Source organism: Nostoc sp. UHCC 0251 (assembly GCF_034932245.1).
Lineage (GTDB): Bacteria > Cyanobacteriota > Cyanobacteriia > Cyanobacteriales > Nostocaceae > Nostoc.
This window is the reverse complement of sequence record NZ_JAYGHD010000379.1, coordinates 1-15583: the sequence shown is the minus strand read 5'-3', so window position 1 is coordinate 15583 and position 15583 is coordinate 1. Positions and strand designations below refer to the sequence as shown.

Annotated in this window: 10 protein-coding genes; 3 read left to right on the top strand and 7 right to left on the bottom strand. The window is 38.8% G+C overall.

The genetic code is table 11. The annotated features are described in order from the left end of the window. The first annotated feature begins 306 nt into the window (after positions 1–306). The 3 genes from VB740_RS31915 (at position 307) to VB740_RS31905 (ending at position 3193) form a co-directional block, all read left to right on the top strand. On the top strand, positions 307–1392 hold the full coding sequence (locus tag VB740_RS31915; protein WP_323203836.1) for an ABC transporter substrate-binding protein: 1086 nt from the start codon (positions 307–309) through the stop codon (positions 1390–1392). Between the two features lie 127 nt (positions 1393–1519). Beyond that, positions 1520–2413: an ABC transporter permease gene (locus VB740_RS31910; RefSeq protein ID WP_323203835.1), complete on the top strand. Its 894-nt coding sequence runs from the start codon at positions 1520–1522 to the stop codon at positions 2411–2413. A 54-nt stretch (positions 2414–2467) separates the two neighbouring features. Next, positions 2468–3193 carry a Uma2 family endonuclease gene (locus VB740_RS31905; RefSeq protein WP_323203834.1) on the top strand — a complete coding sequence of 242 codons (726 nt, stop codon included), beginning with the start codon at positions 2468–2470 and terminating at the stop codon, positions 3191–3193. Positions 3194–3215: 22 nt separating this feature from the next. On the opposite strand, the gene VB740_RS31900 is transcribed toward VB740_RS31905, so the two are convergent. The 7 genes from VB740_RS31900 to VB740_RS31870 form a co-directional block, all read right to left on the bottom strand. Beyond that, entirely contained in the window at positions 3216–6830 is a 3615-nt protein-coding gene (locus tag VB740_RS31900; RefSeq protein ID WP_323203833.1) for a hybrid sensor histidine kinase/response regulator, read from the bottom strand. Positions 6831–6985: 155 nt separating this feature from the next. Further along, positions 6986–10294: a GAF domain-containing protein gene (locus tag VB740_RS31895; RefSeq protein ID WP_323203832.1), complete on the bottom strand. Its 3309-nt coding sequence runs from the start codon at positions 10292–10294 to the stop codon at positions 6986–6988. 109 nt (positions 10295–10403) lie between these two features. After that, complete coding sequence (locus VB740_RS31890; RefSeq protein WP_323203831.1) at positions 10404–10877, bottom strand: chemotaxis protein CheW; 474 nt, start codon at positions 10875–10877, stop codon at positions 10404–10406. Between the two features lie 104 nt (positions 10878–10981). Beyond that, positions 10982–11347: a response regulator gene (locus VB740_RS31885; protein ID WP_323203830.1), complete on the bottom strand. Its 366-nt coding sequence runs from the start codon at positions 11345–11347 to the stop codon at positions 10982–10984. A 362-nt stretch (positions 11348–11709) separates the two neighbouring features. Further along, positions 11710–12912 (bottom strand): response regulator, encoded by a 1203-nt coding sequence (locus VB740_RS31880; protein WP_323203829.1) that lies wholly within the window; start codon positions 12910–12912, stop codon positions 11710–11712. 687 nt (positions 12913–13599) lie between these two features. Next, positions 13600–14526 (bottom strand): N-acetylmuramic acid 6-phosphate etherase, encoded by a 927-nt coding sequence (murQ, locus tag VB740_RS31875; RefSeq protein ID WP_323203828.1) that lies wholly within the window; start codon positions 14524–14526, stop codon positions 13600–13602. Positions 14527–14651: 125 nt separating this feature from the next. Further along, complete coding sequence (locus tag VB740_RS31870) at positions 14652–15080, bottom strand: DUF3110 domain-containing protein (protein WP_323203827.1); 429 nt, start codon at positions 15078–15080, stop codon at positions 14652–14654. Positions 15081–15583: the final 503 nt, after the last annotated feature.

The following is a 15583-nucleotide window of genomic DNA, read 5'->3' as shown; positions in this document are numbered from 1 at the left end:
TTTTCAACCGACTCTGCATTTATATTATGCAGCTTAAATGCCGATTAGCTTACAAGGATCTCTTGGAGGCAGGACAACTATCATATAGGAATCATATTTGATTGCGTGAAAACAACTCAGTACACTTTTATTTCTTTTTACCTGTTCCCTGTCTCTACGAGTGGTTCAGGAATCAAATCAGATTCCTATAGATTAAGCAAGCCCTACAGTAAGTGTGAAGAATGACACATTTATCCCACAAAATCACGGCAGGGGCTACTAAGTATACCGTAATCTAGAGGTTGTTGATAAACAGCTTCTAACTTAATGATTAACAGACGCCAATTTTTAAAAGGGGTGGCAGCGCTTTCTAGCTTATCTTTAGCTGGTTGTGGCTGGAGGCTGGCTGAAGTGCGCGCTAATTCTAATACTTCTGGTCAACGTGACCAACTTTATATCTTTACCTGGACGCAATATACTGACAACCAATTACTGAAAACTTTTAGCACCCAAACTGGCATGAAAGTGCTAGCGGATGTATATGATTCCAATGATGTCATGCTGGCTAAGTTCCAAGCTGGAGGCGGTGGCACTTACAGCATCATCTACCCATCCGATTACATGGTGCAGAAGATGGTAGACAAAGGTTTGTTAACAGAAATAGATCACGATCGCTTAATTGGTTTAGAGAATTTATTCCCCCGCTTTCAGAATCCTACTTATGACCCCAATAACCGATATAGCATCCCTTTTAACTGGGGGACAACAGGTTTACTTTACAATTCCGAAAAACTCAAAGATGCACCACAAGACTGGGATTATCTTTGGCAAAATCAAGAGCAACTTAATCAGCGGATGACCTTGCTCAATGATGTTCGAGAAGTAATGGGTGCGACGTTACGGATGCTAGGTTACTCTTATAACTCAAAAAATGAACAAGAAATCAAACAAGCTTATGAAAAATTGAAAGTGCTAAAACCTGCGATCGCACGTTTTGACACCGACGCTTGGCAAAATCAAATTCTGGCAGGAGATTTACTATTAGCAATGTGCTATTCAGCAGATGCGGTGAGAATCTCTCAAGAAAACCCTAAACTCAAATATGTAATTCCTCGGAGTGGTTCTTCATTATGGACAGACACGATTGTAATTCCTAAAGCAGCCCCCAACCAGGCTGGAGCCTATGCTTGGATTAACATGATTTTACAACCAGAATTAGCAGCCCAAATCACTCAACGTCTGAGTATTTCTACACCTAATAGGGCTGGATTTGAGCAATTGCCAAAAACAATCCAAAACAATACTAATTTATTTCCCTCAGAATCACTTTTAGCAAATTGTGAACGTGTTACTCCTGTAGGAGAATTTGAAGAGGTTTACGAGCGCTATTGGACTCAATTAACTAGCGGCTAAAATAGTTAAGAATCATTCGATTTTTGGATTTTATATTTTTAATTCAATCCAAAATCCAAGTTGCGCTGTAAGCGCACCAAAGGTGCGACTCAAAATCCAAAATTGACAGAGTTAGGAGTTATAAGTGGTGAATTTTCAAAAAAGTGATATTTCTAAAATAGAAGAATTGCATCGCCCACGAACGAATTGGCTCCAACCTTTGCTGTTACTTGCACCATCTGGGATTTGGTTATTGCTTTTGTTGGTGCTGCCAACTCTGATCATTTTCGAGTTAAGTTTAGTTGCAGACATCAGACCAGGAGATTTGGTCAATCCCAACGGATTCAAAAACTACATTCGCATATTTGACCCCCTTTATTTGCAAGTAATTGTGCGATCGCTATTTTTTGCGTTTGGTACTACAATAATTTGTTTAATTTTGGGCTTCCCCGTCGCCTATTGGATTGCTCAGATAGCGCCGCAACGTTGGCGGAATTTACTGCTATTAGCCTTTGTCTTACCTTTATGGACTTCCTCGCTACTTCGATCATACGCTTGGATTACAATTCTTCGTCCTACTGGTTTATTAAACAGTTTACTCAGCAATTTAGGCTTGCCTACTTTGCAATTACTTAATCAGAGTCAAGCTGTATTTATTGGCATGAGTTACAGCTTGTTACCGTATATGGTTTTGATTTTATATGCTTCTCTCGAAAAACTAGACAAGCGGTTACTAGAAGCAGCGGCTGATTTAGGTGCAAATCCGGTAGAAACGTTTTGCCAAGTAACCGTACCGCAAATTTTTCCTGGAATCGCGGCTGCTTCAATGCTTGTATTTATCACAGGCTTGGGAGATTTTGTCGATCCAGAATTACTTGGTGGTGCTTCTAGTATGACGGCAGCGCGGTTAGTTTATAACCAGTTTCTGGGAGCAACGCAAAATTGGGGATTTGGTTCAGCTTTAAGTATGACGTTAATTTTGCTTGTTAGTATTGCGATCGCACTTTTAATTAAGTTTGGCGAGGCTGCACCCAAACGCTAAACTTTTCCTCACTCATCTATAATAAGGGCATCAAACGCCAGCGAGACAACGGTTATGCTCTCACCTGATCTCAAAAATGCGTTACCAACTACTGATGAACTTCCCTGTTCAGACGATACGCCAGTGGATAACGAGGATCAAAATTTTTTGCCCAACATTTTACTCTTCTTACTCAACTCCATTTGGGCAAATCGCATGGATTGGTACTTCGGAGTAGATATGGGAGTCTATCACACCACAGGAGTAAATCCTAGAGTCCCTATAGTGCCAGATGCTTTTTTAAGTGTAGGAGTAGAACGGAAAAAGGGTGGTAAATCACGTAAAAGTTATGCGGTTTGGGAAGAAAATGGCATAGTTCCAATATTCACATTAGAAATGGTATCCCACACCCCAGGAGGTGAATATGACGAGAAGCTAGATATATATAGGAAACTCGGTGTATTCTACTACGTAATTTATAACCCTGAGTTTTGGCGACGCGACCAACATCAACCCTTTGAAGTGTATAAATTGATAGATGGAAACTACCAACTACAAATAGGTGAACCTTATTTTATGCCAGAGGTGGGGTTAGGTATTGGACGAAACCAAGCTGTAATTGCCGGGATACAACAAGAGTTTTTATGTTGGTATGATCAGCAAGGAAATCGCTATTTGACAGATGCAGAACAGGCAGAACAGGAGCGACAAAGGGCTGAAGAAGAACGGCAAAGGGCTGAAAATTTAGCACAGTATTTACGTTCTTTAGGTGTAGACCCAAATAATCTACCTAGTAGTTAAGGCGATGGTATTTCCAAAATCATCAATGATTTGTCACCATAAGTAAATGTTTGGAATCATCTATATTACTGTTAATTAATCCCTTAATTGTAGCGAGAAACTCATGCTCTAAATAAGGCTTAGTCAAGTAAGCCTTTGCACCCAATTCTTGAGCAAGCTGACGATGTTTTTCAGCACAGCGAGATGTGAGAATCACTACAGGTATTTTTGCTAAATTTGGGTACTGACGGAAATTACTCAACAACTCAAAACCATTCATTCGTGGCATTTCTAAATCGGAGATGACAACTACAATTTCTGGATGTAACTGCAACTTTTCTAGAGCTTCGACACCATTTTGAGCCTGTATTACTTGATAACCAGATTTTTGCAGTGTCAGAGAGAGAGTTTGGCGCAGACTAATGGCGTCATCTACTACTAAAACAACTTTTGGTGATTTATTATCTGCCTCTTGAGAATAACTGGGTTGGGTTTCTATAGTTGTTGTGGCAGTAGATGCAGCAAGTAATGGCGTAGATGAAAAAGTATGTCCCGATATCGGCAAAGCTTTTTTATTCGACGAATAAGCTATTGGTGATGCCATAATATCAAGTGTTGTTTGTTGGCTTTCGCTAGACTTTACCAGCAGTGAAGCATCAATCACTAAGATCAGATTGCCATTGGCTAAACTACTACAACCATAAATGTATTTTGGCGGTGCGATCGCATTTCCTAAAGGTCTAATTACCAGTTCTTGCTCACCAATTATCTGGTCAACTTCTAAAGCAACTTTTACTTGATTTCGTCGTAGCAAAAGCACCGGATTTTTGCCTACGCTTGAGTCGTAATTATTTAATGTGTTGTATGGAGTAGTACTATTAAAAAGTGAACCATTATAATCAATCAACTTTGAAAGTTGACGAATGCTGACCATAGTATCATCATTGTCTGTGTTACAATGCAAAACTTTTTTCCCTTCGATTTCTTTAATCTGTTGATCGGAGGGAATCAATATTTTTTCGATACTATCCAAAAGAAGTGCATAAACAACACCTTTAGCTTGAACTAGCATTAACTTTTCTGTAGTCATAGAAAAAGGAATTTTGAGTATAAATATTGTTCCTTGGTTAGGTAGAGATTCAACTGAAATTGAGCCGTTGAGTGCGTGCATCTGAGTACGCACAATATCTAAACCCATACCGCGCCCAGAAATTTCACTTACTTTATTAGCAGTAGAAAATCCAGGCGAAAATATCAAATCTAAAAGTTCAGTATTAGACAGATTAGAACTATAGCTTCTAATTTTTTCTTCAGTTTGTATGGGATAAAATTCAACAGCTTTTCTGCGAATTCTATCTAAATTCAATCCCTGACCATCATCTCGAACTTCGATAACAGTTTGGCTACCCTGATGATAGGCGCAGATTTCGATTAAACCTTGTTCTGGTTTACCAAGCTCTCTGCGAACATGTGGAGCTTCAATACCGTGGTCAAAAGCATTACGTACTAAGTGTAATAACGGGTCGTAGAGCTTTTCTGCGATCGCTTTATCTACTAGTACTTCAGTACCACTAAGTTTTAATTCTACAAGTTTGGCATGAACATTCCCTAACTTGTTTACCATCTGGGGGAAACGATTTAGGATATTGCCCAAAGGCGACATTCGTGCTTCTACTAAGCTATCTATAATATTAAGAGTTAAATTCTCTTGTTTGTCACTAATTTGAGCAGCTTGCGTCACGAGCAAGTCAAGAGATTCTGTGGTTTCTTGTAGTTGCAGTGTCTCTTCTATTGCTTCGTGCAATGTCATATTAAATTCGGTATATACATCCATTTCTAGAGAGTCAAAATTCACTGCAAAATTTTGTGTTTGTTGTGAGGCAATATTTTGTATTTGTAATGGTAAATCACGTAATTCATTTAAAGTTCTTTGGTGTCTCGTGAGTTGCTGTATTAATTGCTCAATTATTTCTTTGACTTGTTCATCTTGCAAACTACGCCGTTTTTGGTAAATCAGCAATTCTCCAGCTAGATAATTGAGGTGTTGCAGTCTCTCTGTATCAACTCGAATAAATGAAGGTTGGCGGAAATTTTTAGTTTGAATATACTCTGACTTATCTTCTATTTCTTTATTGATTTGTGTAGCTAAAATGACTTCAATAGCTGTTTCAGAAACATCTTGCTCACTGAGAGTTAATGAATCAAGCTTTTCTGAAGAATCATCAGTCTGAGTAGCCACGGGTTCAGTAGCAGGATTTTGGCTAACATCTTCTCCCCATATTGCTTCTAGCAAGTTATCATCTGCTTGAGGGGATACAGACTGAGATACTTTTTTAAGAACTAGCAGTGTTTGTAACTTGGGGCTATCAAGCCAATTTTTCCCTTTGCTAGTAACAGGAGGATAATTTTTATATTCTTGTGCTAATGTATGAATTCTATTTTGTAATATTTTAATGACTGAGAGGTAGCTATTAGATGGTTTAATTGAATATTGAAATTTGGCAACTGCAAATAGGATGATTAAGATGATACCATGTCGATAAATACAAAGACTTTGACTATCCTCTTCATCTTGGACAAAATCAAGAAAATTTTTCAGCCAGTTTTCGATATGATTAAGTAGGCTTTGTCTTTCTAGTGTAGGAACCAGTAGAGACAAAGTGAGTTCTGACTCTGGTATTTTAATCTCGTGATTAAACCAGCCAAAAATATAACGAATTACTTTTAAGTAAAATTTAGCAGTTGTTGGGTTTACAGATTCGTTTTTATTGTTGTCAGATGTAGTAAGAAACTGGTAAAACTTTTCTTCATTGATGATAAATGTGCCAGCAAATGAATCATTCTGCAATTCTCCAGATAACTCATTACTTGCCACTGTTGTGAGTTTTCGCAAACTTGGAGAAGCCTCTCCACCAGATGTGCGATCGCCTGCTAGTACCAATTTTTGTGCTTGTTGTAAATCTGCAAGAGCAATTTCTGCAATCTGCTGCACCTGAGTAGGATTTGCTTGCAGCGCTGACAAAATTGTTTGGGAAATTTCTCCCAGCCCAGGTAAATTTAGAGATTCTGCTAAACCGAGAAACACCTCAGCTTGAGAGTGTAAAAGCTCGATAAAATCTTCATTATTTGGTGGATTGTTAACAGCTTCAGCAATACTGTTGAGTCGTTGCTCCACTCCTACTTCAAAAACGGACTGCACAATATCAAATCCCAATTCTTCAGAAGTGGGAATATAAGACTCAGCACCAAATGCATCGCCCAGTTTTTCTTGCAACTGTGCAAATACTGATGTTGCTCGATGTAGTAGTTCTTCATCATTAACAGTACTGCCTATTAATTCGGTATTTAATGCTATGCTGAGGCACTCATAAGCTTGTAATAAAAGTGTTTGTAATTCGGCATCAACTACGACTTTTGGATTATATAGAGCCTTAAATACATCTTCTAAAAAATGGGCTATCATCTTAATTACTTCTAGCCCAACATTAGCAGCGCCGCCTTTAAGTGTATGAGTAGCCCGCATTAAATTATGAACTTTTGCAGTGCTATAACCTTCTGACAAGCTAAATAGCTCTTGCTCAATAATTTGTACTAATTCCGGGGCTTCAGCTAGAAAATAGATATATCCTTGTTCACGAATTTCGTTATCTGTAATCATAAGTGGGGAGTGGGGAGTGGGGAGTGGGGAGTGAGGAGTGGGGGATGGGGGATGGGGAGTGGGGAAGATTGAAATTTACGTTCTTGCCAAACTCTTAAATCTTGATAAGATCGAATTTCAGAAACTGTCATTTCCCACTCCCCACTCCCTATTCCCTATTTCACTTTAAACTTGCTAGCAGTTGTTAATAGCTCTTGCGCCATCCCTGACAAATCTTGGAACACAGTAGCAATCTCTTGAGATTCAGCAAAAGTTTTATTGGCGATTTCTGCTACATCTTGCATTGATTTAGTTACTGTTACAGATTGCGCCATTTGTTTTTGAGTCGAGGCGGTAATTCGCTCGATTAGCTGGCTAATTTCGGCAGTTGCAGAAACGATCGCATTTAAGTTTTGGCGAGTGTCACTAACAAGATTTGTACCTTCTACCACCTGCTGAATACCGATTTCCATCGCTACTGCAACTTCACCGGTTTCGGCTTGAATCTCCTGGACTAATTTTTCTATTTCAATGGTTGCTGCTGCTGACTGGCGAGATAAAGAACGGACTTCATCAGCTACAACTGCAAAGCCTTTGCCATATTCACCCGCACGGGTGGCTTCAATGGCTGCATTCAGAGCCAGTACGTTTGTCTGTGTGGCAAAATTACCAATCAAATTCACCACTTTGGAGATTTTTTGCGAAGATTCACTAAGGCGTTTAATCTTTTTGCTGGTTTGGGCAACGGTTTCACGAATTCCTTGGATTGCTTTTACAGTTAGGTTCATCGCAGTATCGCCAGACTCTACAGTTTGATTGGCTTGTTGCACCGCTACTTGCACTAACTCAGCATTCGCCACCACAGCTTGAGTGGAATCTACCATCTGTTGAATGTCACCTAAAGCTGCGGTAATTTCCTCAGATTGTTGTTGCGCCAGATTGGTCAATCCAGCTAGTGAAGCGTCGCTGTTGCTGGAAGTTTGGGCAACTTGTTGAGCAGCCCCCTGTACCTGAATAACGATTTGCCGCAGTGCTTGCAGAGTATTATTATAAGCATCTGCGATCGTGCCTAGTTCGTCTTCTGTAATTGGTGCGCGTACTGTTAAGTCACCGTTGAGGGCGGGTCTAAGGGCTGTTAAGAGTTGAATAGATCGTTGTTGTAGTAACTCTTTGGCTGCTTTTTCCCGTGCTGCTGCTTCTGCTAATTTTGCTGACTGCGCTTGTACTTGTTGCAAATACTCGGTATGTTGTAATGCCAGTCCTAACTGGCTACCAATGCGTGCTAACAAAGTGACTTCCGATTCTTCCCAATCACGAGTTCCAGAATTTTGATAAGCTGCCAACAATCCCCACAATTGTTCCCCAGCAAATACAGGAACAATTACATAAGCTTTAACTTCAAATTGCTCTAAAATTTCAATGTGGCAAGGAGAATGTCCTACCTGATAGATGTCATTTACAGCAAAGCTTTCACCCTGGATATATCGACCTCCCTGAGTTTCTTGCAAGTGGGTATCTTCCCAGACAGTTTTGATATCGGGGCCTACCAGTTTTACCCAAGTATGACCTGCTGACTCCGCTACAAATTCGCCACTCCAGTTAGGGTTGAAACGATAGACGGCGACGCGATCGCAACGCAGTAATTGCCTTACTTCTTGAGTGGTTGTTTTAAAGATTTCTTCTACATCCAAAGATTGCCGGATGCGGTTACTGATCTTGGTAACAGCTTTCTCTTGTTCTGCTATCTGAGCCAGTTTCTCAGATTTAATCCTAACTAATTCCAAATAATCTATCTGTGATTTAGCTAGACTAAATTGCAAGCTAATCTGAACTAGAAAGTTCGTTTCCCAGGTTTGCCATTCACGGGGGCTAGAATTTTGATAAGCTGCCAGCAAACCCCACAATTTTTCCCCGAAGAATATAGGAACAATGATGTAAGCTTTGGCTTCAAACTGCTCTAAAATCTCAATATGGCAGGGAGCAAGCCCCACTTCATAAATGTCATTTACAACAAAGTTTTCACCTCTGGCATACCTGCCTCCTTTAGTATCTTGCAAGTAGGTATCGTCTAAAACGGTTTTAATACCAGGGCCTACCAGTTTCGTCCAACCAGTACCTACAGACTCAGCCACAAATTCACCACCCCAGTCAGGGTTAAAGCGATAGACAGCGACGCGATCGCATCGCAGTGATTGACGCACTTCTTGAGTGGTTGTTTTGAAGACGCTATCTACATCTAAAGATTGTCGGATGCGGCTGACTATCTTAGTGAAAGTTTTTTCTTGTTCAACTATTTGAGCTAGCTGGTCAGATTTTGTCTGCACTTGTTCCAGATACTCGCCTTGTGAGATAGCTACACCAAATTGCAGACCAATTTGAGTTACAAAGCTTTCTTCCCAAGGTTGCCAATTACGAGGCCCAGAATTTTGGTAAGCTGCCAGCAAACCCCATAGTTTTTCTCCAGAAAATATCGGCGCAATGATGTAAGCCTTCATTTCATACTGCTCTAAAATGTCAATGTGACATTGAGCATGGCCCATTTTATAGATGTCATTGGCCACAAAGCTTTCACCCTTGGCATAGCGTCCTCCTTGAGTGTCTTGTAAGTGGGTATCTTCCCAGACCATGTAAAAATCAGGGCCTACCATTTTTACCCAACCATTACCCACTGACTCAGCAACAAACTCGCCACTCCAGTCAGGTTTGAAGCGATAGACACCGACGCGATCGCATTTTAGTAATTGGCGTACTTCTTGAGTGGTTGTTTGAAAAAGCTTATCAACATTTGACACTCGCAGAATTTTGTCGATGACTTTAGCTACCGATTTTTTGGCTAGTATTCGCTGTTGCTGTTCTTTTTGGAATTCAAAGCTCTGTAATTTGTAGGTCAGTTCTGTTGTAATTTGAGATAGTAGGCTGATTTCTACCTCTTGCCACTGCCGCATTGAGCAGCAATTATTTACTGCCAGTAACCCCCATACTTTACCTTCTACTACAATCGGTAAACTTAAACTAGCTTTAATTTGAAATTTATCTAACAGTTGCTTTTGATATGGTGTAAGTTGAATTTTATTGATATCGTCAATAACTACAGGTTCTATATAGTCTTGATTGGCATATAAGCCAAAAATAATTCCTGGAATATTTTCGCCTAAAGTCGGTGTCCAACCTAGTGTTCTAGATTCTGCTAAAACATTACCTGACTCCAGGGAAGTAAAATGATAAATTAAGGCGCGATCGCAGCCAATCTTTTCTCTAATCTGCGCTACAGTGATTTTGAATAATGTATCAATGTCTACAGCCTGGCGCATCTGGGTTACGATGTCTTCCAAATTCCGTCGCCAAGTTTTAAATTCCTGAGCGATCGCATTTAATAAATATATTTCATTGCTAGGGATATTCGTTATATCAACTTTACCATTCTGATTTTCTATTTCAGAAATTAAATGCTGATTATCATGGCTATTGTTATACAAAAATGTCATTTATTTATCCTCGGTTTTGGTAGTTTGTAATAATTTAGTATTTTGCAAATACGAATCAGATGCTATTTGTTACTCAAGGAATAGAAATTTTAAAATCCTATTCCTATACTCAATTATGAATCCCCCATATAGGAGCTTGGATAATAGTTATTGCATCCAGATTAAAAATCATTTCCTCGGAATTATTAATAAAGTATCCCTGTAAAAAAGGTGATATTTTAGGATAAAATAATTCAGTAGTTGGGGGTTTCATCTCCTGAATATCCAGCCATTCAATATCTATAAGCTGTCGCACCAATAGTCCTAAATACTTACCCTTATTTTCTAGGACAATCGTCATCATTCTTGAAAGTAAATTTGCATCTTGTGAAATTGGAGGATAACCTAACATTGCCTCTAAATCTACCAACCAAAGCATCTCTCCACGCCAGTTATAAATACCTAAGACGCTACTGGGCATCTGAGGAACGCCACATATTTCAGGTAACGATACTTGCAAAACTTCTGTGATATGTTTTAACTGAATTACAGCTGTATCCCTTACTCCCAAATTAAAACTTAAAAACTTTTCCTTAGTTTCCAAAGTTATAGATCCTTTGTCATTAATGAATTATTTGTAGCCACTATTTGCATCTATTATTTAATTTAGAAGAAGTGAACTTCATCGAATGTTTAGCTATTGCATTATTACTTATTAATCAATCGCTTCAAAGTTACCACTAATTCTTCTCGATCAATTGGTTTTGATAAATAACCATCAGCACCCAACATATTGCCCCAAATTTTATCTACATCACTATCTTTTGTAGAGCAAAAAACTACAGGTATTTTGCTAGTATTGGGATTGTTTTTCAGTTCTCGGCAAATTTCAAAGCCACTTTTACCTGGTAATATTACGTCGAGAAATATTAGGTCTAGCTTATTTTTATCAATTTTGTCTTGAGCCTCTTCGCTACTTGTGGCGCTAATCACAGAATAACCTGCCTGTTGCAAGTAACGGCTGATTATTTCCATATCTGTTAAGCCATCTTCAACAACTAAAACAGTATTCATGTTAATTACTCATTAAAAGCTTTTCAGAATGTAAACAAAATAGAGATAGCAACAAATCCTAAATGATTCGTGAACAAAGATATGGAAGGAACTAGAGACTAGCCCTAACCCTTTTTGATATAACCACTATTCCATAACTCAAATAGGACTGCTATAAATAAATACAAAAAATTGTATTTGTCTAATTTTGATACCATCTTTATTTATTAACCTCAGAAAAAGTACGGAATAAATATAAATCAATATCTGTTATTTTCAATAAAATAGTTTTATCCACCTCAATAATTTAATTTTTACTGAGGTGGAAAACTTTAGAAATATTGATTGAAAAATTCAAAATTAAAAATAACTTTTAATACCCCCTAATTACAAACCTCTAAATTAGATTTACTTTTATCAATAGATGCACTCGATGTAGGTAAATATTTGCGTACTATAGCCATTACCTTATCAGACACTACAGGTTTAGTGAGAAAATCTGTAGAACCAACTACTTTGGCACGAACTCTATCTAAAAGACCATCACTACCTGTTAATATAATTATTGGTGTGTTAGTAAAAGTAGATATTCGTCGCAACTGAGTGCAAATTTCGTAACCACTAGCGACTGGCATCACCAAATCCAAGAAAATCAGGTCTGGTTTATCCTGAATTAGGTTTGGTAGAGCTTGTACAGCATCTTGAATCTTGATAAACCTCAATCCATTGGAAGTGATAATATCCTCTAGCATTTTACATACCTGAGGGCTATCATCGACGCAAGCTACTAGCGGAGCAGTCCGCTTATTTTGTTGTGTAGTAGTAGAGTTATTTTTGACCTCAGTCACTATTAAGGGCATGTCAGGTACTTCCACTAATTCGATGATTCCTTTAAGAACATAGGGCAGCAACGAACGAGTGAGTGGCAGTACACTCTGCTTCATTTTCACAGCTAAATCTCGCAGAGTAAATTTGCCGTTGATTAAATTGACAAAGTTTTTGTAGACAGATGGACTTACTATCTGCTGGAGCTGTTCTGGCCGTCGCAGAACTGGTGCCAAGTCAGGAGAAAAATTTGCTAAACCAGCTTCTGACCAACTTTTCCACGAGTCTTGCATATGCTTTACAGACATTTCTGCACTTGTGAAGCTCATTGGTGTTTCTAAAATAACTTCTTGGCTACGATTGCAACTTATAGAAGCAAAATTTCCTTGCAGAGCTAGGTCAAATAATAATTCTGCTATCGTGTTTTCAGCAATAGACTGAATCTGTTCTCGCTGTATTTTCTGTTTTTTATAAAATCTTTCTAGAAGGCGATAATCCCAGTAATCTATTGATATTTCTTGTAAAGGTAACTGCAATTTATCAACATCAATCTGGGGACAATTTTGGGCCATATGTCTACGCCAGCGCCGGAAAGGATGAGTTCCCCCTGTTGCCCAGACTATGCGTCCCAGCCGATAATAAAAAGTCCATTGACTGCCTTTTGAACTTTTAATATTTAATTTGCCGTTGTATTGCAGCTGAGTACAAGTTTTAAATTCATTAACTATGTTATTTGAAAAAACAAGTTCCGGGTGGGTCATATTTTATTCCTTTTATTAAAAAGCCAGCCGTTGAAAAATGTACACTAGTTATCTAGTGGTCAGCAGATATATCAATAAGTACCAGTACATTTGCTATATAACAGCCTAAATCAAGTTTATTAAAAGCACGGGAGATGGAAAGATAGTAAAAATTTGCTAGTTAATAACTCATCCAGCACAAAATTTATTATTTGCAGATTGAGTTTTCTGCTAATATTCCATTATTCAAGTAAGTTGCTATAGAACTACCAAAAAATAAACTATCCAATGCTAATTTGTAGGGTGCGTTAACGAAGTAACGCACCATTTTAATCTAATGGATCGCGCTGCTTTAGCCAAAAACATACATAAGCACCGTGAATACAAGTTGTTTTTTTTAATTGGAAGTTGCTATAACCCACATCATTAAGATGAATTTAGTATTAATAGATTATTTTAATAATTCTCATACAGAATTCTATCCGTAGAAGTTCTGAATTTTTATTTATAAAAAGGTTGGAAGATTTTAGAATTTTTGCTTTAGCTATTAAGGTTGACAATAAATGGTAAAAATATTGATTAAAGTTTACATTTATTTATATGTTTGATTTCCAGTGAAGTTTTCAAAGGAATATTACACTTAAAAAAAAGGCGTGCTACTAAGAGAAGTAGCAGCCATGAATAGAGTATTTATTGAAGAGAATTTATTTAAGGTTGGTTGTGATTTTGATAACTCAAAACTGCCGCTCTAAGATTACTTTGGTGTTCTGAAAGAAGCCGATCGCCTTGGTCTTTTTCCAAACCAGTCCAGTGCATTAATAGCGCTAACTTAACCCACTTGCCACTACGTTCTAGTAAAAAACCAGCAGCTTCCCGACTTAAACCCGTGAGGTCTTGCAAAATTCGCAAAGCGCGATCGCGTAACTTTTGATTTGTTACCGCTACATCCACCATCCGATTGCCATAAACCTTGCCTAGCTTCACCATCACCCCAGTAGAAAGGATATTTAAAGCTAACTTCGTGGCTGTACCAGCTTTCAGGCGAGTTGAGCCAGCGATTATTTCTGGCCCTGTCAATAGGCGAATGTCAATATCGACATCAAAGCTAACTTGTTCCGCTGGAACACAGGCGATAAAAATAGTAATGGCTCCTCGCTGACGAGCAGCATGAAGCGCACCGTGAACATAAGGCGTTGTCCCACCAGCAGTAATACCGACCACGACATCTAACTGGGTAATGTGTCGCCCAGCGATCGCAGCCTCACCATCTTCGATGCTGTCTTCTAAACCCTCCGAACTGCGTAACAGTGCGCCAGCACCACCAGCAATAATCCCCTGTACCAACTCTGGGGGTGTACAAAAAGTAGGTGGACATTCAGCAGCATCTAACACTCCTAACCTGCCACTTGTGCCCGCACCAATATAAAATAGGCGTCCTCCGTGACGTAAACGCTCTGCGGTGCGCTCAATTGCTTCAGCCAACTGAATTTTTGCCGCCGCAACTGCCTCGACCGCCTTTTGGTCTTCACTATTAAACAGCTCCACCAATTCCAGAGAGCTGAGCTGGTCTAAGTTAAGACTGTTAGGATTTACCAGCTCAGTTAAAAGATGCCCACGTTCCTGCAAGTTTGTCATTTGTCCTTTGTCCTTTGTCCTACCCTACGGGAAGCCGCCCTTTGTCATTAGTCAGTTAGTGACCAATGACCAATACTTCGACTACGCTCAGTACAAGTGACCAATGACCAATGACTAATGACTAATTACAACAATCCTTCTAATTTGCGACGCATCTTCTCTAGTTCAGAATCAGATAATTCTGGTTCTTCTAGTGGCTGTTGATTGAGAGGGAAAGTGTCTTCAACAGTATCCTCCTTCTTGGCGTCTGCTTGCCAGTCCGTTTGTTCGACGTTAAGTTCTGGGGGAGTTACAACTAAATTGCTGTTTTCTGGGATGATTTCCCATTCATATCCAGCACTTTCGCAAAATTCCTTGATTTCCTCAGCATCGATCGGCTCTGGTGTAGGTGCGGGAAAATCCTGAGCTTCCAGCATCAGAGCAAAGCGGGTGGCGTCGTCTTCTGACTCGAACATCAGAATTTTATTGCGATCGCCTTCCCGAATCGTGTGAATCCCCTCATTTTCGGTTCGAGCATTAAAAATTAACACAAAAACACGCATAGGCGTAATCATAACGTTAAACCAATACTTTCAGGTTGTATTTTACTATCTTCTATTAATTTTCTAGTATTTAACCTTTTTAGTGCATTTGAACTACTATTTACATGATTTTTACTCTAGTAATTTTCTCTTAATAATATTCATATACCTATTATTCCTTTATTTCTTTAACTAGTACTCTGAGCCTATCTCACACATTACCACACAAGGATTACAGCTATTTTTGACGCTATGCCCCCTATTCTCGCTTGCTGGTAGCGTTCATCATTCCCTTACCAATACCCGGCTAGAGGTCATTTCTGGCATTAATCAAAGTATCGTGAGAGTCATTATCACCTGCTATTGAGAATGAACAGAAAAGTAGTACAAAAATATTATTTTTATATCTATCTGTTTGTTATCTCCTGAAAACTCCAAGTAGTACTCCAAGTATTTTGAAAATATGCACAAAAAAAGGACTCTAAGCTAATCGGCATTTAAGCTGCATAATATAAATGCAGAGTCGGTTGAAAATA

Excerpts from the sequence above, each read along its gene's own strand:
- VB740_RS31870 (WP_323203827.1), bottom strand. The coding sequence starts at position 15,080 with ATGATTACGCCTATGCGTGTTTTTGTGTTAATTTTTAATGCTCGAACC.
- VB740_RS31900 (WP_323203833.1), bottom strand. The coding sequence starts at position 6,830 with ATGATTACAGATAACGAAATTCGTGAACAAGGATATATCTATTTTCTA.
- VB740_RS31895 (WP_323203832.1), bottom strand. The coding sequence starts at position 10,294 with ATGACATTTTTGTATAACAATAGCCATGATAATCAGCATTTAATTTCT.
- VB740_RS31880 (WP_323203829.1), bottom strand. The coding sequence starts at position 12,912 with ATGACCCACCCGGAACTTGTTTTTTCAAATAACATAGTTAATGAATTT.
- murQ (WP_323203828.1), bottom strand. The coding sequence starts at position 14,526 with ATGACAAACTTGCAGGAACGTGGGCATCTTTTAACTGAGCTGGTAAAT.
- VB740_RS31905 (WP_323203834.1), top strand. The coding sequence starts at position 2,468 with ATGCTCTCACCTGATCTCAAAAATGCGTTACCAACTACTGATGAACTT.
- VB740_RS31915 (WP_323203836.1), top strand. The coding sequence starts at position 307 with ATGATTAACAGACGCCAATTTTTAAAAGGGGTGGCAGCGCTTTCTAGC.
- VB740_RS31885 (WP_323203830.1), bottom strand. The coding sequence starts at position 11,347 with ATGAATACTGTTTTAGTTGTTGAAGATGGCTTAACAGATATGGAAATA.